Raw genomic sequence first — 17,332 nt, forward strand, 5'->3', positions numbered from 1 at the left:
CTTCGTACTCGATCCGTCTTCGTACTCGATCCGTGGTGCGCCCGGACGGCCGGGCGATGTCACTCCGACGCCTACTCCTCCTCGTTCCCCTCCTGTTTCCGGCTCTCCTTCTCCTGCGCCTTCTCCCGCTCGCGTCGCTCGCGGCGCAGACGCGGCCGGTGGCTGGTGTCGCAGAAGGGGGAACGAAGGCTGCGCCGGCACATGCAGAGGGCCACCACGGGGCGGTCGCAGCGGCGCACCGTTCCGTCCGGCATGACGATCTCCACCGGGCCCTCGACCAGCAGGGGGCCTTCCCTCAGCGGGGTGAGGCGCGTCGCCTCGGCCCGTGGGGGCCGTTCAGGGCTTTCATGCCCTTCCGTCCGTTCCGTCGAGAGAGACATCGTTCACCACCGATCCGCTCGTTCCGTCCCCCGGCAGGTGCCCGCTCCCCCGCCGGTCATGCGGCGGGTCCCCCGTCGTGCGGAGGTCCGCCCGTCAGGGGGCCGTCGTCATGCGCGGGTGGCACGGATGACAAGCAGCTCTTCGGTGCGCAGGCCCCGGGGAACCAGGCCCCTCGTCTCGAACCAGTCCGCCCGCGCGCTCATCACCGGCCCGAAGGGCTGGGTGCGCCGGCCGACCACCTCGGCCCGCAGCCCGGCGCGGGCCAGTCCGTCCAGGCTCGCGGCGACGCCGGAGAGGGAGGACTGGACGAGCAGCAGCACGCCGTTCCTGGTGAGCAGCCTGGGCGCCTGGCTGCAGATGCGGTCGAGGAGCAGGCGCCCGTCCGGGCCGGCGTCCCACGCCCTGCGCAGTCCGTACGCGGGCGGGCTGGGGTCCTCGGCCGGTACGTACGGCGGGTTGGCCGTCACCAGGTCGAACCGCTCGTGGGCCACGGGTTCGCCGAGGTCTCCCCTGCACAGCCGTACCCGGCAGGCGTGAAGGCGGGCGTTGAGCCAGGCGGTCGCCACCGCGGCCCAGGAGACGTCGACGGCGGTGGCCTCCAGACCGCGGCGGGCGGCGGCGATGGCGACGACCCCTGTGCCGGTGCACAGGTCCAGTGACCGGGATCCGGGCCGCAGATCCTCGGCCTCCAGGCTCTCCACCAGCAGGTTCGAGTCCCCTTGGGGCGCGTAGACGCCGGGGGGCGTGATCACTCTCATGAAGCGCGGATGCCCGGACCGGCGCGACCCAAGCGTCACGGGATTCGACCCGTTCGTCGCCGGGATCGACCCGTACGTCAGGAGGAGAGGAGTTCAAGAACCGCCTGCTCCACCGCCCCCTGCGTGGCGGGGCGGCCGAAGGTCCCGTGCTCGCCCAGGCGGTCGAGGGCGGGGGCGATGGTGACGCCCTCCTCGAAGCGCTCGAAGACGCGGGGATCGATGTAGGAGGCGCGGCACACGGCGGGGGTGTTGCCCAGGTACCGGCTGACCTCGCGCACCGCCCGCGCCTCGGTGCGCCGGGTGCCGTCGCGGTTGTCATGCGCCTCGTCCGTGGTGACGGCGAGCGCGACGGCCGCCAGGACGGTGGCGTGCCAGGTGCGGAAGTCCTTGGCGGTGACCTCCGTTCCGGAGAACCGGCGCAGTGCGTCGTTGAGGTCGTCGGCGGTCAGATCGTGCCAGGCGCGCGACTGCCAGTAGGCGAAGAGGCGCGCGCTGCCCGGCGGACGGCGCAGCAGCGCCCGTACGACCGTCTCGGCGGGGGCGTCCACGAGGCCGCGGACGACGTGCTTGCCGCCCTTCGCCGGATAGCTGAACGTCATCGCACCCCGGCCGCAGGCCACATGGCTCCGCTCCATGGTGGTGAGCCCGTAGGTCTGGTGGTCGCGCGCGTAGCGCTCGGACCCGATCCTGAAGAAGCCGAGGTCGAGAAGGCGTACGGCGCAGGCGGTGACCCGGTCGTGGGTCAGCCCCCGGCTCCCCAGGTTCTTGGCGACGTGCGCGCGCACGTCGGGGAGGGCGGCGGCCATCTCGCGTACGTGCTCGTGCTTGGCCCGGTCCTGCCGGGCGCGGAACTCCGCGTGGTAGAGGTACTGCCGCCGGCCGGCGTCGTCCGTGCCGACCGCCTGCAGATGACCGTTCGGCCAGGGGCAGATCCAGACGTCCCGCCACGCGGGCGGGATCGCGAGGGCGCGGACGCGCGCGAGCTGGTCGGAATCCGTCAGCAAAGCGCCCGACGTGTCCCGGTAGGCGAAGCCCCGGCCGCGCCGGACCCGGCCGAAGCCCGGCCGGCGGGGGTCGCTCGTCCGCAGTCGCATGGTGTCGTCCTCCGGCATGCCGGCGCGAGACGGCCTCGCGCGGGGTACCCGTGGGTTCGCCGAGCGGATGCCCGCAGGCCCCGGACTCATGCCGGGCGCGCCCCCATCGGGCGCTCCCCCGCCCCTCCGTGGGTTCCGGGGCCTCTCGGCGCCCCGCCGCTCCCGTCGCTCCCCTCGCTCCCGTCCCTCCGGGCGCTCCCCCGCCCCTCCGTGGGTTCCGGGGCCTCTCGGCGCCCCGCCGCTCCCGTCGCTCCCCTCGCTCCCGTCCCTCCGGGCGCTCCCCGGCGTCCGCCCGTACCGGGGCATTTCCCTCGGCTTTCCGGGCAGTCGCCCCGCATGAATTGTCTTACCGGCACAAGCGACTCCCACTGGATGCGGACGGCGGCGATCCCGGCCCACCCGCCCCTGACCGAGGACACCGACGCGGATGTCGCGGTGATCGGGGCGGGCATCGCCGGACTCAGCACCGCCTGGGAACTCTCCCGGGCGGGCCGGCGCGTGATCGTGCTGGAGGCCGGCCGCGTGGCGGCCGGCGTCACCGGCCACACCACGGGAAAGCTCTCCGCCCTGCACACCACCGTCTACGACGGACTGCGCTCCTCGCACGGCCCCGACGCGGCGCGCCTCTACGCCCGGTCCCAGATGGACGCCCTCCGGCATGTGGGGGAGGTCGCCGCCGAGCTGGGCGTCGACTGCGAACTGGAGCCACGGCCCGCGCTCACCTACTGCGAGGACCCCGAGGGCGTCGACGCCCTGCGGGCCGAGGCGGAGGCGGCGAAGGACGCGGGCCTGGACGCCTCGTTCGTCACGGAGACGGACCTGCCGTACCCCGTCGCGGGCGCGGTGCGGGTGGAGGACCAGGCCCAGTTCCATCCGCTGAAGTACCTGCGCGCGCTGGCCGCCGATCTGGTCGCGCGCGGGGGACGGATCCACGAGCACACCCGGGTGACCTCCCTGGACCGTTCGGAACCCCTCCGGCTGACCACGTCCTCGGGCGTCACCGTGACGGCCCGGAACGTCGTCGTCGCCACCCATCACCCGGTCTTCGACCGCGGCCTGCTCACCGCCCGCCTCACCCAGCACCGGGACCTGGTCGTCGCCGGGCCGTTGCCGAGCGGTCAGGATCCACAGGGGATGTACATCACCAGCGAGAACGGCAAGCGTTCGGTGCGTACCGCTCCGTTCGGTGACGGCAGGCTGTTGATCGTCACCGGCGAGGTCTTCACTCCGGGCACGGAGAGCGACACCGAGGGCCGCTACGCCCGGTTGGCCGACTGGACGCGGGAGCGGTTCGGCGTGACCGTCACGCATCGCTGGGCGGCCCAGGACAACGCCGCGACCGACACCGTCCCGCTCATCGGGCCGCTCCACCACGACGACGAGGGGGTGTTCGTGGTCTCCGGGTTCGCCGGCTGGGGCATGGCGGGCGGGGTCCTGGCGGGCCGGCTGCTGAGCGGACTCATCACCGCCCCGGACGCCCCGGCCGAGTGGGCCGGGCTCTACGACCCCCGGCGCCCGGCATCGGTTCTCCGCAGCGCGCCCGCCCTCGCCAAGGCGCAGTGGGAGGCCGGCAAGCACTTCGTCAAGGACCGCCTGGACACCGTGGTCGGATCCGATGCCTCACGCACGGTGGACGACATCCGACCGGGCGAGGGCGCGGTGCTGCGGGTCCACGGCAAGCCGTGTGCCGTCCACCGCGACGAGACGGGGGCCCTCCACTCCCTGTCGGCGGTCTGTACGCACCTCGGGTGCCTCGTCGCCTTCAACCCGGCGGAGCGGACCTGGGAGTGCCCCTGTCACGGCTCCCGTTACGACACCGACGGCGAGGTCCTGCAAGGGCCGGCCCTGCAACCGCTGGAGCGGTACGACCCCAAGGACCTGGAGAGCTAGCCGGGCCCCTCACCGGCTCTCCGGAGCCCGTCCGCGGCCGACGGGAGGGTCGATGGACCGCGGACGGCGGACGGGCTCGTGTCCGTTCGGGTGGGTACCGGGTTCCGCGCCGGATCGGGACGGGCCGCCGGACTCGGGGGAATCCCCGGCGGCTCTTCTCTGGTGCGCCCCTCCCGAAGGGACGCCCCGATCCTCCCGCCGGTGGGAGGGAAGGGCGAGCGTGTGCGCCGCCTGTGCCGAGGCGTTCCGTTCACACCCCGTGTGAACCCGGTCGCACGGCCCGCCGGGCGGGATCGGGGCGTTCGTCGCACCCTGGAGGCATGGCCTGGCAAGCACCCATCGTCGTGCACCGCCTGTCCCCCGGGGGCGGGCGGCGCGTGACCGTGCGCGGGCAGATCGTGGGCCTCGCGCACAACGACACCGACCTCGTCGAGTTCCTGCGCCGCGCCGGACTCGAGGACGCCGACGTGATCCTGGACGATCCCCATCTGGTCGAGTGGCGTGGTGGCCGCCCCCACCGGTGGGAGGCGGCGTGAGTGCCGGCTCCGGCTCCGGCCTTACGGCTGGTCGGCGTACGGCACCCGGGCGATCTCCCTGATCCCGCCCAGCGTTCCCCACTCGTTCCGGCCGAGTCGCGTCAGCGGACGCATGAGCGTGACCTCGGGGTGGCCGTCCGCCATCACGGACTCGTCCACCGCCGCGTGCACGACCCGTCCGAACACGACGGTCGAGTCGCCGAGCCGCAGCGTGCTGTGCAGTTCGCACTCCAGCGCCACCGGCGAGTGCGCCACTCGCGGCGGCTTGACCCGCAGGCTCGGCTCGCGTTCCACCCCGCAGGCGTCGAACTCGCTCACCCCGCGCGGAAAGTCCGTCGCCGTGGCGTTGATCTGCTCGAAGAGCGGCTCGGGCGCGAGGTTCACCACGAAGGTTCCGGTGTCCTCGATGTTGCGCAGCGAGTCCTTGCGGCCCACGGAGGTGAACTGGACCACCGGCGGGTTCACCGAGGAGATCGTGAAGAAGGAGTGCGGGGCCAGATTGTCGGTCCCGTCGGCCGAGGTCGTGGAGATCCAGGCGATGGGCCGGGGCACGACGGTGGCGGTGAGCAGGCGGTAGAAGGAGTTCCGGTCGCCGCGGTCGGGATCGATGTCGATACGCATGACGAAAAGTATGACCGGTATCGGACCATGCCCACCCCGCACGGCTCTTGGCCCCGTGCCTCCCCCTGCCCGACACTGAGCCGATGACACAGCGCGTGGATCTCGCGACCGTGATGGACCGGCTGGCCATCGACGACCTCGTCACCGGATACGCGGTGGCGGTGGACGACTCCGACTGGACGGGCTACCGGGCGCTGTTCACCCGCGACGGCACGGCCGACTACCGCGATTCGGGTGGTGTGGAGGGCCCGGCGGCCGATGTCGCCGACTGGCTCGCGGAGACGATGCGGCTGTTCCCGGTGCGCCAGCACCTCATCGTGAACCGCCGGGTGACCATCCAGGATCTCGGCGGCTACCCCGGCGACTCGGCGGAGGTCCACGCCGACTATGTGAACCCGATGCGGTTCGAGTCGGGCGAGGACTTCGTCTGCGGCGGGCGTTACGAGTTCTCCCTGCTGCGTACGGACGCCGGATGGCGCCTGCGATCCGTCGTCGTACGGGAGAAGTGGCGCCGCGCCTAGGAGCCGTGTGGCGCGCACACTGGAGGCGACACCTGGAGGCGCGGCGTGGGGATTGCGTTCGGCCGTCGTGGCACCGGCGCGGAGCAGGGGCCCGGTGCCCCTGCGTGGCGCCCGCGCCGCTCCCGTACGGGAAGCGGAGCCCCGCCCCGTACGGGAAGCGGAGCCCCACCTCGTACGGGAGCCGAACCGCCGTCCCGTAGACCTGTGGCGACCCCGCACCGCGCCGCCCGTGCCGCGCTCGCCGTCGTCGCCGGCGCGCTGCCCGCGCTCGCCTTTCCGGCCCCCGGCCTCTGGTGGCTGGCCTACGTGGCCCTCGTCCCCTGGCTGTTGCTGCTCCGCAGCGCCCCCACCGCGCGCCGCGCGGCCCTGGAGGGCTGGCTGGGCGGCATCGGGTTCATGGCGGCCATGCACCACTGGCTGCTGCCGAGCCTGCACGTCTTCCTGCTGGTCCTGGCCGCGTTCCTCGGCCTGTTGTGGCTGCCCTGGGGGTGGCTGGTGCGGGCGATGCTCGGTGACGGGCCGTCCGGTCCGCGTGCCGCCGCGGCGCTGCTGGTCGTCCCTTCCGGCTGGCTGATGATCGAGCTGGTGCGTTCCTGGGAGGGTCTGGGCGGGCCGTGGGGCCTGCTGGGCGCGAGTCAGTGGCAGGTCGGGCCGGCGCTGCGGCTCGCCTCCGTCGGCGGGGTGTGGCTCGTGTCCCTGCTGGTGGTGGCGGTCAACACGGCCGTGGCGCTGCTTGTGGTGTCCGCGGCCGCCGCCCGGATGGCGGCGCTGGTCGGACTCGTGGTGTGCGCACTCACTCTGGGCGTCGTCTGGTGGGGAACCGCCCCGCCCCGGGAGAGGGGGACGGCACGGATCGCGGTCGTGCAGCCCGGGGTGTTCGACGGGCCCGGTGGTGCCGAACGGCGGTTCGCCCGGGGGGAGGAGCTGACGCGTGAGCTCGCCGGCCGGGATCCGGACCTGGTCGTGTGGGGCGAGAGCAGTGTCGGAGCCGATCTCACCTCGCGCCCCGATCTCGCCGCCCGGCTGACGGCCCTGTCCCGTGCGGTGGACGCGCCGATCCTCGTCAACGTGGACGCCCGCCGCTCCGACCGGCCGGGCATCTTCAAGAGCGCGGTGCTGATCGGGGAGCGGGGTCCCACCGGCGACCGGTACGACAAGATGCGGCTCGTGCCGTTCGGTGAGTACATCCCGGCGCGCACCGTCCTCGGCTGGGTGACGTCGGTCGGCAAGGCGGCCGGCGAGGACCGGCGGCGCGGCACCCGGCCCGTGGTGATGACCCTGCCGGCCGACGGAGCCGATCCGGCGCTGCGGATCGGTCCGCTGGTCTGCTTCGAGTCGGCCTTCCCCGACATGTCGCGCCGTCTGGTCCGCGACGGCGCCGACCTGCTGATCACCCAGTCCGCGACCTCGACGTTCCAGAACAGCTGGGCGCCCGCCCAGCACGCGTCGCTCGCGGCGCTGCGCGCCGCGGAGTCCGGCCGGCCGGTGGTGCACGCGACGCTGACCGGCGTCAGCGCGGTCTACGCACCCGACGGCCGCCGGATCGGTACGCCGCTGGGCACCGACCGCAGCGCGGCGGCCGTCCACGAGGTCCCCCTGGCCGGCTCGACCACCGGTTACGTCCGGTTCGGCGACTGGCCGCTGTACGGCGCCCTGACCGTGCTGGCCGCGCTGTGCGCCGCCGAGGGCATGGGGGCGCTCAGGGGGCCTGCGTCAGGGCTTCGCGCACCACGCGCTCGCACAGCTGGTGGGTCGACAGGGCGTCCCGCGCGCTGATCGGCCTGCCGGCCCGTACGGCGTCCAGGAACGCGAGGACGGCCTGCTCGATGCCGCGCTGCCGGGCCACCGGCACCCAGTCCCCGCGGCGCCGGACGGTCGGCTGGCCCTTGTGGTCCACGACGTCCGCGAGGTTGAGGACCTGGCGCTTGGTGTCCTGGCCCGAGACCTCGAGGATCTCTTCGGTGGAGCCGTTCATCCGGTTCATCATGCCGATGGCGGTGAACCCGTCGCCGGAGAGCTGGAGGACGACGTGGTGCATCAGGCCGTTGCGGATCCGGGCCCGTACGTCCGTGTGCTCCACCTCTCCCGGCAGGAGGAAGCGCAGGGTGTCGACGACGTGGATGAAGTCGTCGAGGACGAGGGTGCGGGGGTCCTCGGGCAGGCCGATCCGGTTCTTCTGCATGAGGATCAGCTCGCGCGGGTGGTCCAGGCACTGCGCGTAGCTGGGGGCCATGCGGCGGTTGAAGCCGACGGTGAGGCCGACCCCCTGCTCCTCGGCGAGCGCCACGAGCCGTTCGGAGTCGGCGTACTCATATGCCAGCGGCTTGTCGACGTAGGTCGCCACGCCGGCCTGGAGGAGCCGGGTGACGATCTCGGCGTGCACGGCGGTCGGCGCGTGCACGAAGGCTGCGTCGAGGCCGGCGGAGAGCAGCGAGTCGAGGTCGCTGTGGCGCCGCACGGCCGGGACGTGGTGTGTTTCGGCGACCCGCTCCAGGGTGGCCCGCGTCCGGGTCTGCAGATGGAGCTCGACCCCCGGAAGCGCGGCGAGGACCGGGAGATAGGCCTTCTGCGCGATGTCGCCGAGTCCGATGCAGCCGACCTTCACGGGGTCTCCCTAGCGCTGGGTGATCTGTCGTTCGCGCCGGTCAGCTTACTCGCGGGCGTTCCGCGGCAGCCGGGGGCCGCCAGTCCGCGATGCCGTCGAATCCGCGCAGGACGAGGCCGGGGCCGTAGCGCGAGACGGCGGCGATGAGCCCGTTGCGCAGGGCGACGGCGGGCCGGGCGGACAGCAGGGCGAGCCGGCCGGTCCGGGCGGCCTGGCGGACGATCGCCGTGGTGCGCGGCCGCCGGTCGGCGGTGTACGCGGCCAGGGCGCGGCTCGGCGGAAGGTCCCGGCCGGCGTGGTGGGCCAGGACGATGGCGTCCTCGATGGCCTGGTTGCCGCCCTGGCCGAGGGTGGGCTGCATGGCATGGGCGGCGTCCCCGAGGAGGGCGACGCGGCCGCGGTGGAAGGCGGGGAGCGGCTCGGGCATGTGGTGGACGTCGTGGCGCAGGACCTGCGCCGGGTCGACGGCGGCGAGGATCGCGGGCACCGGGTGGTGCCAGTCGCCGAAGAGGCGCAGCAGTTCGGCCTTCTCGTCGTCGGGGGCGTGGGCTCCCTCGGGGGCGGCGGCCATCGCGTAGGCGTAGACACGGCCGTCCTTGAGGGGCTGGGTGCCCCAGAGGCGGCCGGGGCCCCAGGTCTCGTGCGGAGGGAACGGCCGCTCGGGGGCGGGGACGACGACGCGCCAGGTGGTGAAGCCGGAGTACGCGAGGCCGGTGTAGCCGGGGAAGAGGGTCCGGCGGACGGCGGAGCGGATGCCGTCGGCTCCGAGGACCAGTTCGGCCTCGATGTCCCCGTCGGGGGTGCGGACGACGGCGGGCCGCTCGTCGTCGCCGGGGTCGGCGAGGGAGGCGGTCACTCCGGTCCGTACGACGTCGTCGGGGAGGGCAGCGGCGAGGAGGTCGACGAGGGTGGCGCGGTGGAGCAGGACGAGGGGCCCGCCGAAGCGGGCGGCGGCGGCCTTGGCGCTGGTGCGGGCGAGCCAGCGGCCGTCGGGGGCGCGCATGCCGCCGTCGCCCTGCCAGGCGGACAGCTCACGGACACGGTCGCCGAGCCCGATGACGTCGAGGGCGCGCTGGGAGTTGGGCGCGAGGCCGATACCGGCCCCGACGGGCGTGAGGGCGGCGGCGCGTTCCAGGACGGTGACGTCCCAGCCGGTGCGGTGGAGGGCGACGGCGGCGGTGAGACCGCCGATGCCGGCTCCTACGACGACGGCACGGTGCTGCTCCATGACTGCTCCTCGGGGACTACAGGTGTAGTGACTTCTTGACCGTACTACAGGTGTAGTCGCCTCGGTAGATAGGTTGTCCCCATGACCGCACGCACCCCGGCGTCCGCCTCCGCTCCGGCCTCCGCCGCCCCGTCCGTCTCCGCTCCGGCGTCCCCTTCCTCGTCCACGTCCCGCGCCGAGCGGATCGGCGACGCCGCTCTGGACCTCCTCGTCGAACGCGGCATGCGCGGCCTGACCCACCGGGCCGTGGACGAGCGGGCGGGGCTGCCGCAGGGCTCGACCTCCAACCACGCCCGCACCCGCCAGGCGCTGCTGGAGACGGCGGTCCGCCGTCAGGTCGAGCGGGAGGCCGGGGTTCTGACCCCGCACGAGATGCCGGGGCCGGGCGCCGTACTCGGGGATCTGGCGGACGCGCTCGCGCTCGCCCTGCACCGGTATCTGACCGACCACCGGGCGCTGTTGGTCTCGCGCTACGAGCTCGCCCTGGAGGCCACGCGCCGACCCGAGCTGCGCGCCTTCTTCGACGCGGCGGGGGCGGTGTTCCACGGGCCGCTGATCGCGATGATGGCGGACGCCGGCTCCCCCTCCCCCGAGCGGCACGCGCTGTCCGTGATCGCCTGGTCCGAGGGGCTGATGTTCTCCTGCGCCGCCGGGTCGTTCCACTCCGCGGTGCCGAGCCGGGACGAACTGCGCACCGGGTTGGCGGAGTTGCTGCGCGGCATGCTCGGCGCGTGAACCGTGCCGGATCACCCGGCGCCCCGCCGGCGTCTCGTGCGGGACGGCGGACCGGACCTCCCGCGTCACCCGCGGGGCGCCCCTCACCCGTGCGGGGCATTCCCCGCCGGTAGGGGCGCGAAGATCACCGCCCGACCACCAGAGTTGCGCGGGTGCATGGAACCAGAACCACAGCGAAGATCCTGGTCGGGGTGGCCGTCGCCGCCCTCTCCGGCTGCGTCTCGATCGAGTCGCCGTACCCGGCCCCCGAACCGCCGAAGGAGGTCAGCCGGCCCGTCCAGGACGCGGACGGAGACGTCGACGTGGACGTGGCCCCGCAGATCGTCGAGGGACCGGCGCGTGAGGCCCTCGAGGCGGCGCTGCCTCCTCCCCCGCCCTCCTCACCGCGCACGGCCCCGATGAAGAAGCACAAGGAGAAGGGCCGGGCCGGCGCTTCGACGGGCAAGAAACGGCCTCCGTCCGTGCCGCGCCCGCACACCCGGGTGCCGGACATGAAGCCGCCCGAGACGCCCCGTCCGCCCCGCTCCCGGGCGGAGGCGTGCGAACTGGGCGAGCGGTACGGAGGCTGGCACCCCTCGAGCGACCAGGCGAAGATCTGCCGGGGTACGTACAAGAACTGAGCGCCGCCGCCTACCGCTAGCGCGCGCGGAGTCGTACCTCGAGGCGCGCGATCGCGGCGCGTACCCCGTTGCCGTACCCGTCGTCGTCCAGGGCGTCCGACGCCGCGCGGGCCCGGTCCAGATGGACCCGCGCCGCGTCGGGGCGCTGCAGCTTGAGGTAGTCGGCGGCCAGGTTGAGGTGGAGCGAGGGGTACAGCGCCCGCAGCGCGGCCGCGGAGTCGTGCGCGGCAGGCCGCTCCTCGCTCAGCCCCTCGGCCGCCAGCAGGGCCCGCAGGTCCCAGGCCAGCTCGTCGTCCGGGTCGTCCTGCGCATCGGCCATGTAGTGGGCGAGGGTGCAGCGGTGCAGGGGGTCACCGTCCGGACCGATCTGCCCCCACAGCACCCCGAAGCGATTGCGCGCCTCCTCGCGGTCCCCGCCGTGCAGCAGCATCCTCGCCTGCCCGATCCGGGTCATGACGCCGTCGTCCGCCACCTGCTGCTGCTCGGTCACTACGGCCTCCACGCGCTCTCCGTCCGGGAACTCCGAAGCTAGCCGCAGGGGCCACCGATCCGGTACAGGCTCGGGCGGGGACGGGGGCCTGTCAGCCGGGCGGGCTCACCGCCCGGCCGACAGCAGGCCCGGCCCGGACGGCAAGCCCCGCCCGGGCACCCTCGCGGGCGGACGGCTCAGCCCAGGTTCGGAACGCGCCAGTCGATCGGGTCGTGGCCCTGCGCCGCGATCGCCTCGTTGATCTGCGTGAACGGGCGGGATCCGAAGAACTTCTTCGCGGACAGCGGCGAGGGGTGGGCACCCTTCACCACCACATGGCGCTCCTCGTCGATCAGCGGGAGCTTCTTCTGCGCGTAGTTCCCCCACAGCACGAAGACGGCCGGGTCCGGCCGGGAGGCCACCGCGCTGATCACCGCGTCGGTGAACTTCTCCCAGCCCTGGCCCTTGTGCGAGTTGGCCTCGCCGGCACGGACGGTGAGGACCGCGTTGAGCAGCAGCACGCCCTGCTCGGCCCACGGCATCAGATAGCCGTTGTCCGGCACCGGGTGGCCGAGCTCCTCCTGCATCTCCTTGTAGATGTTCCGGAGGGACGGCGGCGTCTTGACGCCGGGCCGGACGGAGAAGCAGAGGCCGTGCCCCTGCCCCTCCCCGTGGTACGGGTCCTGGCCGAGCACCAGGACCTTCACCTTGTCGTACGGAGTCGCGGCGAGGGCGGCGAAGACCTCGTCGCGCGGCGGGTAGACCGGCCCCTTCGCCCGCTCCTCCTCGACGAAATCGGCGAGCTGCTTGAAGTACGGCTTCTGCAGCTCTTCGCCGAGGACGCCGCGCCAGGACTCGGGCAGCATGTCGGTGTCGGTCACGTCAACAACCTCCGGTGAACCAGGTCTTCCTACGTACGGAAGAACCTACCGGTGGCCACTGACAACGCCGCTACCAGCTGGTCTTGCGGCCGAGCTCCCACATCTGCATGACGGTCTGCGGGTCGAGGGCGCGCTCGGCGCCGGCGATGTCCTCACCGGCCGCGATGTACAGCTTGCCCTGCCACAGCGGGAGGAGACGGACGTCCTCCACCATGATCTCCTGCGCCTCCTTGAACTCGTCCGCGACGGCCCCGCGGTCGCTCTCGCGCCGGGACTTCGGGAGGATCTCGTCGGTGATGCGGGGGCTGATGTACGGCGTACCCAGCGCGTTCTGCTTGCCGACGAACGGGGCGATGAAGTTGTCCGCGTCCGGGAAGTCGGGGAACCAGCCGCGGCCGAAGACCGGGTACTCGCCCTTCTGGTAGCCCGGCGCGAACTCCTTCCACGGCCTGCTCTTCAGGGTCACCTCGAAGAGCCCGGAGGAGTCGAGCTGCCGCTTGAGCTCGGCGAACTCGAGCGCGGTGGCGGAGCCGTACCGGTCGGTGGTGAACCAGAAGGTCAGCGCGACGGGCTCGGTGATCCCGGCCTTGCGCAGGATCGCCTTGGCCTTGGGGACGCTGGGCTCGCCGAAACGGTCGAAGAACTCGGTGGTGTGACCCGCGATGCCCTTGGGGACCATGGAGTACAGCGGCTCGGCCGTGCCCTTGTACGCCTTGGCGACCAGTTCCTCGCGGTCGACGATCTGCGCGATCGCCTTGCGGACCGGCTCCTTGGCGACGGAGGGGTCACGGGGGTTGAAGACCAGGTAGCGGATGTCGGCGCCGGTCGACTCCACGAGCTGGAGCTTCTTGTTCGCCTCCGTGTCCTCCTGGAGGTCGACCACCTCCTCGGCGGTCAGACCCCGGTAGGTGGCGTCGATCTCGTTCTTCTTCAGCGCGTCGACCATCGGCTCGGACTCCTTGAAGTACCGGATGGTCACACCGCCGTTCTTGCGGTCCGCGTACCCCTTGTAGGTGGGGTTCTTGGTCAGCTCGGCCTTTTCGCCCTCGACGTACTCGTCCAGGACGTAGGGGCCGGAGCCGGTGAGCTTGCCGTCCTCACGGAGCTTGTCCGCCGGGTACTCCGCCGGGTCCACCAGCGACATCGCGGGCGTCGCGAGGACGAAGGGGAAGGTCGCGTCGGGCTTGTTCAGCTTGAACACGATCGTCCGCTCGCCCACGGTCTCGATCGCGTCGAGCGAGCCGAGCATCCCGTTGGGACCGCCCTCGACGTTGATCTTGCGGATGCGCTCGATGGAGTGCTGGACCGCCTTGGCGTCCAGTTTGTGCCCGTTCGAGAAGGTCAGGCCGTCGAGGAGTTTGCACTCGAAGACCCGGCTCGCGGTGTCCGTGAATTTGCAGTCGGCGGCATCCGACTGCGGGATCGTACTGCCGGTCGGGAAACTCACCAGCGTCTGGAAGACATTTCGGAACAGCTCCCAGGAATTGTCCCAAGCGGCTGCCGGATCAAGCGTGGTGGGAGAACTCGTCGTGCCGACGACGATTCTCTGCTCCCCGGCGGATTCAGCGTCCGAAAACAGGCTGCATCCGGACACCAGGGATATGGACGCAAGGGCTGCAGCGGCCTGCAGACTGGTCCGGTTGAACACGTGCACGCTCCTCGTTCAGCCATGGGTCGGCCGACCATACCGCAGCGCCCCGCCAGGTCAATGTTCGACCCTGACGGGGCACTTGAGGCATTCAATACAGAACCGGGGCCAAACCGGTCATGAATTCAGGGAAGTGTCCGGATATCGGTCACGCGACACCGGCGTTGAGGAAAATCCCCCCGTCGACCACGAGAGTCTGCCCGGTGATCCAGTCCGACTGGTCGGACGTGAGGAAGGCCGCGGCGCCGCCGATGTCCTCCGGGACACCGAGCCGGCCGAGCGGGTACGCCGCCGCCGCCTCCGCCTCCCGGCCCTCGTAGAGCGCCTGGGCGAACTTGGTCTTGACGACGGCCGGGGCGATCGCGTTCACGCGGACCACGGGCGCGAATTCGTGCGCCAGCTGGAGGGTGAGATTGACCATGGCCGCCTTGCTCATCCCGTACGCGCCGATGAACGGCGAGGCGGAGAGGGCGGCGACGGACGCGATGTTCACGATCGCGCCGCCGTTGTCCTTCTGCCAGGCGTGCCAGGTCTGCTGGGCGAATCCGAGCGCCGAGATCACATTCGTCTCGTACACCTTGCGGGCGACATTCAGGTCGAGGTCGGCGATCGGCCCGAAGACGGGGTTCGTGCCGGCGTTGTTGACCAGGAAGTCGACCCGGCCGAAGGCCTCCATCGTCGCCGCGACCGCGGCGGCCTGGTGGGCCTCGTCGTGGGCCTTGCCGGCCACGCCGATGACCCGGTCGGCGCCGAGCTGCTCGACGGCCTCCTTGAGGGCCTCCTCGCCACGGCCCGTGATGCACACGCGGTCGCCGCGGGCGACCAGCGCCTCGGCGACGCCGTAGCCGATGCCCCGGCTGGCGCCGGTGACCAGAGCGACCTTGCCGGACAGCTCGGGCAGTTCCTTCGTGCTCATGTACGTCTCCTTTTCCGCGCGCGCGTCAGTTGAGCGGGCCGCCGGCCACGTACAGGACCTGGCCGGAGACGAAGCCCGCGTCGTCGCCCGTGAAGAAGGCGATGGCGTTGGCGATGTCCTCCGGCTTGCCGACCCGCTGCACGGGGATCATGGAGGCGGCCGCGGCCTGGAAGTCCTCGAAGCCCATGCCGACGCGCTCGGCGGTCTGCGCGGTCATCTCGGTGACGATGAAGCCCGGGGCCACGGCGTTGGCGGTGATGCCGAACTTGCCGAGCTCCTTGGCGAGGGTCTTGGTGAAGCCCTGCAGGCCGGCCTTGACGGCGGAGTAGTTGGCCTGGCCCCGGTTGCCCAGCGCGGAGGACGAGGAGAGCGAGACGATCCGGCCGAAGCCCGCGTCCACCATGTGCTTCTGGCACGCCTTGGCCATCAGGAAGGCGCCCTTGAGGTGCACGTTCATGACGAGGTCCCAGTCGGCCTCGGACATCTTGAACAGCAGGTTGTCGCGGAGCACGCCCGCGTTGTTGACGAGGATCGTCGGGGCGCCGAGCTCGGTGGCCACGCGCGCGACGGCGGCCTCCACCTGGGCGCTGTCCGAGACGTCGCAGCCGACGGCGATGGCGGTGCCACCGGCGGCCGTGATCTTCTCGACGGTGTCCTTGCAGGCCGCCTCGTCGAGGTCGAGTACGGCGACGGCGCGGCCCTCCGCGGCCAGCCGTACCGCGGTGGCGGCGCCAATGCCCCGCGCCGCGCCGGTCACGACGGCTACGCGCTGCTCGGTGGTCGACATGCTGGTTCTCCTCGCCCTTGGATCATCCCTGGATGTGCGGCCCCACACGGTGCGTCCCATACATGAGCGACCGCTTAGTACCTTCCGCAGACGAGACGCTAGAAGCCCTGGCACCCGGTGTCAACGGCCCACCGGGTGCACCGGATCACTCCCAGGGTGTTCCGGGCGCTCAACGCACCAGCAGATCGAGCAGCCTTTCGACCTCGCCCTCCGGATCGGAGGTCAGCCCCGTGTGCACCGGGCCCGGCTGGACGACCGTGGAGCGCGGCGCGATCAGCCAGCGGAAGCGCCGTCCGGCGTCGTCACGGGCGGCCTGTCCGGCGTCCTCGCCGCCTCGGCACACCCCTTCGACTCCGTGCAGCGCGGCCCGTACGCCGACCACGTCCGCGCCGGGGTCGAGCGCCTTCAGCTTGGTCTCGTCCAGATGGGTGCGGGCGGCGACGAAGGACTTGGCGCGGCAGTAGACCACCACGCCCGCGTTGAAGAACTCTCCGCGCTCGACGCGGGGGACGACGCGCAGCACCGCGTACTCGAAGACATCGCGGTCGCTCACGGCGTTCGGTCCTTCCGGGTGGGGTGGGGCCGGGGGGCGAGGCGTTCGGCCAGCCAGCCGGGGGGTTGCGAGGGGCGGCGCTCGGTACGGGCGCCGAGGGTGATCCGCTCGTGGATGGTGGCCGCCCGCGGAAGCAGCGCGTCCACATAGGCGCGGCGCACGGCGTCGGTGGAGTCGAAGCCCGGCTCGTCGACGAGCCATTCGTCGGGCACGTCGGCGGCGACCTCGGTGAGCAGCTCCCTGGTGACCAGGGGCGCGAGCTCGGCCGCGGCGGCGGCGACGTCCGGCGAGAAGGGCGCGAGGGCGTGGTCGGACGCGTCGTACGGCTTGGCGGCGGAGGCGAGGGCGCCCGGCCAGTTGTGGTGCCAGATCATCGTGGCGCCGTGGTCGATGAGCCAGAGGTCGCCGTGCCAGACCAGCATGTTCGGGTTGCGCCAGGACCGGTCGACGTTGTTGATCACCGCGTCGAACCAGACGACCTTCCCCGCTTCCTTCGGGTCCACCTCGTACGCCAGCGGGTCGAAGCCCAGCGAGCCGGGAAGATAGTCCATGCCGAGGTTGAGCCCGCCGCTCGCCTTCAGCAGCTCCTGCACCTCCTGGTCGGGCTCGGAGAGCCCGATCACGGGGTCGAGCTCGATGGCGACCAGCTCGGGCACGCGCAGCCCGAGCCGGCGGGCGAGCTGCCCGCAGATCACCTCGGCGACGAGGGTCTTGCGCCCCTGCCCGGCACCGGTGAACTTCATGACGTACGTGCCGAGATCGTCGGCCTCGACGATCCCGGGGAGCGAACCGCCCTCACGCAGGGGCGTGACGTAGCGGGTCGCGGTCACTTCTGTCAGCATTTTCCCAGGTCACCTGATTCTTTCGCCTTGCTCCCGGCATCCGGCACGAAGTGAGCATAGTAACTGAGCGTGACAGTCCGTGAGGAGTGCCCGACCCGTACGCCGACTCGAGCGGCTCTCCGGTTACGACGACGCGCGCCGCCAGGAGCGCGCCCGAGGTGACGCGCCGCCATGACGGGGCTGCGGCCGGGCCGGTGGGGTGACCGTCAGGCGGGCCACCGCGCGCCGACGCGGGAATCAGCGCATC

The 17,332-nt window shown here is 72.3% G+C and carries 19 protein-coding genes; 6 read left to right on the top strand and 13 right to left on the bottom strand.

Going from position 1 to position 17,332, the window contains the following annotated elements:
* Nucleotides 1-71 precede the first annotated feature (71 nt).
* The 3 genes from ACZ4VW_RS10830 to ACZ4VW_RS10840 all read right to left on the bottom strand — a co-directional run bounded on the left by ACZ4VW_RS10830 (nucleotide 72) and on the right by ACZ4VW_RS10840 (nucleotide 2,233).
* Nucleotides 72-380 (bottom strand): CDGSH iron-sulfur domain-containing protein, encoded by a 309-nt coding sequence (locus ACZ4VW_RS10830; RefSeq protein WP_467960723.1) that lies wholly within the window; start codon nucleotides 378-380, stop codon nucleotides 72-74.
* 108 nt (nucleotides 381-488) lie between these two features.
* Nucleotides 489-1,139 carry a HemK2/MTQ2 family protein methyltransferase gene (locus ACZ4VW_RS10835; protein ID WP_467960725.1) on the bottom strand — a complete coding sequence of 217 codons (651 nt, stop codon included), beginning with the start codon at nucleotides 1,137-1,139 and terminating at the stop codon, nucleotides 489-491.
* A 77-nt stretch (nucleotides 1,140-1,216) separates the two neighbouring features.
* Nucleotides 1,217-2,233 carry a DNA topoisomerase IB gene (locus ACZ4VW_RS10840; RefSeq protein ID WP_467960727.1) on the bottom strand — a complete coding sequence of 339 codons (1,017 nt, stop codon included), beginning with the start codon at nucleotides 2,231-2,233 and terminating at the stop codon, nucleotides 1,217-1,219.
* A gap of 336 nt (nucleotides 2,234-2,569) precedes the next feature.
* Between ACZ4VW_RS10840 and ACZ4VW_RS10845 the strand changes: the two genes are divergently transcribed.
* Entirely contained in the window at nucleotides 2,570-4,123 is a 1,554-nt protein-coding gene (locus tag ACZ4VW_RS10845; RefSeq protein WP_467960729.1) for an FAD-dependent oxidoreductase, read from the top strand.
* A gap of 320 nt (nucleotides 4,124-4,443) precedes the next feature.
* Nucleotides 4,444-4,659: a hypothetical protein gene (locus tag ACZ4VW_RS10850; RefSeq protein ID WP_467960731.1), complete on the top strand. Its 216-nt coding sequence runs from the start codon at nucleotides 4,444-4,446 to the stop codon at nucleotides 4,657-4,659.
* A 21-nt stretch (nucleotides 4,660-4,680) separates the two neighbouring features.
* On the opposite strand, the gene ACZ4VW_RS10855 is transcribed toward ACZ4VW_RS10850, so the two are convergent.
* A complete protein-coding gene (locus tag ACZ4VW_RS10855; RefSeq protein ID WP_467960733.1) occupies nucleotides 4,681-5,280 on the bottom strand; it encodes a flavin reductase family protein in 600 nt (199 codons plus the stop codon).
* Between the two features lie 83 nt (nucleotides 5,281-5,363).
* Here ACZ4VW_RS10855 and ACZ4VW_RS10860 point away from each other — a divergent pair, with 83 nt between their 5' ends.
* Nucleotides 5,364-5,801 carry a nuclear transport factor 2 family protein gene (locus ACZ4VW_RS10860; RefSeq protein WP_467960735.1) on the top strand — a complete coding sequence of 146 codons (438 nt, stop codon included), beginning with the start codon at nucleotides 5,364-5,366 and terminating at the stop codon, nucleotides 5,799-5,801.
* Nucleotides 5,802-6,005: 204 nt separating this feature from the next.
* Nucleotides 6,006-7,577 carry an apolipoprotein N-acyltransferase gene (lnt, locus tag ACZ4VW_RS10865; RefSeq protein ID WP_467960737.1) on the top strand — a complete coding sequence of 524 codons (1,572 nt, stop codon included), beginning with the start codon at nucleotides 6,006-6,008 and terminating at the stop codon, nucleotides 7,575-7,577.
* Here the strand turns inward: lnt and ACZ4VW_RS10870 are convergent.
* A complete protein-coding gene (locus tag ACZ4VW_RS10870; protein ID WP_467960739.1) occupies nucleotides 7,501-8,406 on the bottom strand; it encodes a Gfo/Idh/MocA family protein in 906 nt (301 codons plus the stop codon). The two genes, lnt and ACZ4VW_RS10870, sit on opposite strands and share 77 nt — an antisense overlap.
* 40 nt (nucleotides 8,407-8,446) lie before the next feature.
* Nucleotides 8,447-9,634, bottom strand: a complete 1,188-nt coding sequence (locus tag ACZ4VW_RS10875; RefSeq protein WP_467960741.1) for an FAD-dependent monooxygenase — start codon at nucleotides 9,632-9,634, stop codon at nucleotides 8,447-8,449.
* 81 nt (nucleotides 9,635-9,715) lie between these two features.
* Between ACZ4VW_RS10875 and ACZ4VW_RS10880 the strand changes: the two genes are divergently transcribed.
* Together ACZ4VW_RS10880 and ACZ4VW_RS10885 are read left to right on the top strand one after the other, a co-directional pair.
* Entirely contained in the window at nucleotides 9,716-10,369 is a 654-nt protein-coding gene (locus tag ACZ4VW_RS10880; protein ID WP_467960743.1) for a TetR/AcrR family transcriptional regulator, read from the top strand.
* Nucleotides 10,370-10,521: 152 nt separating this feature from the next.
* The gene (locus ACZ4VW_RS10885; protein WP_467960745.1) at nucleotides 10,522-10,989 is read left to right on the top strand and encodes a hypothetical protein; all 468 of its coding nucleotides are present in this window, start codon (nucleotides 10,522-10,524) and stop codon (nucleotides 10,987-10,989) included.
* A 16-nt stretch (nucleotides 10,990-11,005) separates the two neighbouring features.
* On the opposite strand, the gene ACZ4VW_RS10890 is transcribed toward ACZ4VW_RS10885, so the two are convergent.
* The 7 genes from ACZ4VW_RS10890 to ACZ4VW_RS10920 form a co-directional block, all read right to left on the bottom strand.
* A complete protein-coding gene (locus ACZ4VW_RS10890; RefSeq protein ID WP_467960828.1) occupies nucleotides 11,006-11,479 on the bottom strand; it encodes a hypothetical protein in 474 nt (157 codons plus the stop codon).
* Nucleotides 11,480-11,655: 176 nt separating this feature from the next.
* A complete protein-coding gene (ung, locus tag ACZ4VW_RS10895) occupies nucleotides 11,656-12,324 on the bottom strand; it encodes a uracil-DNA glycosylase (protein ID WP_467960830.1) in 669 nt (222 codons plus the stop codon).
* Between the two features lie 85 nt (nucleotides 12,325-12,409).
* Complete coding sequence (locus ACZ4VW_RS10900) at nucleotides 12,410-13,987, bottom strand: ABC transporter substrate-binding protein (RefSeq protein WP_467960747.1); 1,578 nt, start codon at nucleotides 13,985-13,987, stop codon at nucleotides 12,410-12,412.
* Between the two features lie 148 nt (nucleotides 13,988-14,135).
* Nucleotides 14,136-14,903: an SDR family oxidoreductase gene (locus ACZ4VW_RS10905; protein WP_467960749.1), complete on the bottom strand. Its 768-nt coding sequence runs from the start codon at nucleotides 14,901-14,903 to the stop codon at nucleotides 14,136-14,138.
* Between the two features lie 25 nt (nucleotides 14,904-14,928).
* Nucleotides 14,929-15,690 carry a 3-oxoacyl-ACP reductase FabG gene (gene fabG / locus ACZ4VW_RS10910; RefSeq protein ID WP_467960751.1) on the bottom strand — a complete coding sequence of 254 codons (762 nt, stop codon included), beginning with the start codon at nucleotides 15,688-15,690 and terminating at the stop codon, nucleotides 14,929-14,931.
* Nucleotides 15,691-15,859: 169 nt separating this feature from the next.
* The gene (locus tag ACZ4VW_RS10915) at nucleotides 15,860-16,243 is read right to left on the bottom strand and encodes a DUF3037 domain-containing protein (RefSeq protein WP_467960753.1); all 384 of its coding nucleotides are present in this window, start codon (nucleotides 16,241-16,243) and stop codon (nucleotides 15,860-15,862) included.
* Nucleotides 16,240-17,085: a HipA family kinase gene (locus ACZ4VW_RS10920; RefSeq protein WP_467960755.1), complete on the bottom strand. Its 846-nt coding sequence runs from the start codon at nucleotides 17,083-17,085 to the stop codon at nucleotides 16,240-16,242. Before ACZ4VW_RS10920 ends, ACZ4VW_RS10915 begins: the two co-directional genes overlap by 4 nt.
* Nucleotides 17,086-17,332 lie beyond the last annotated feature (247 nt).

The organism is Streptomyces sp. NPDC029139 (genome assembly GCF_055564335.1).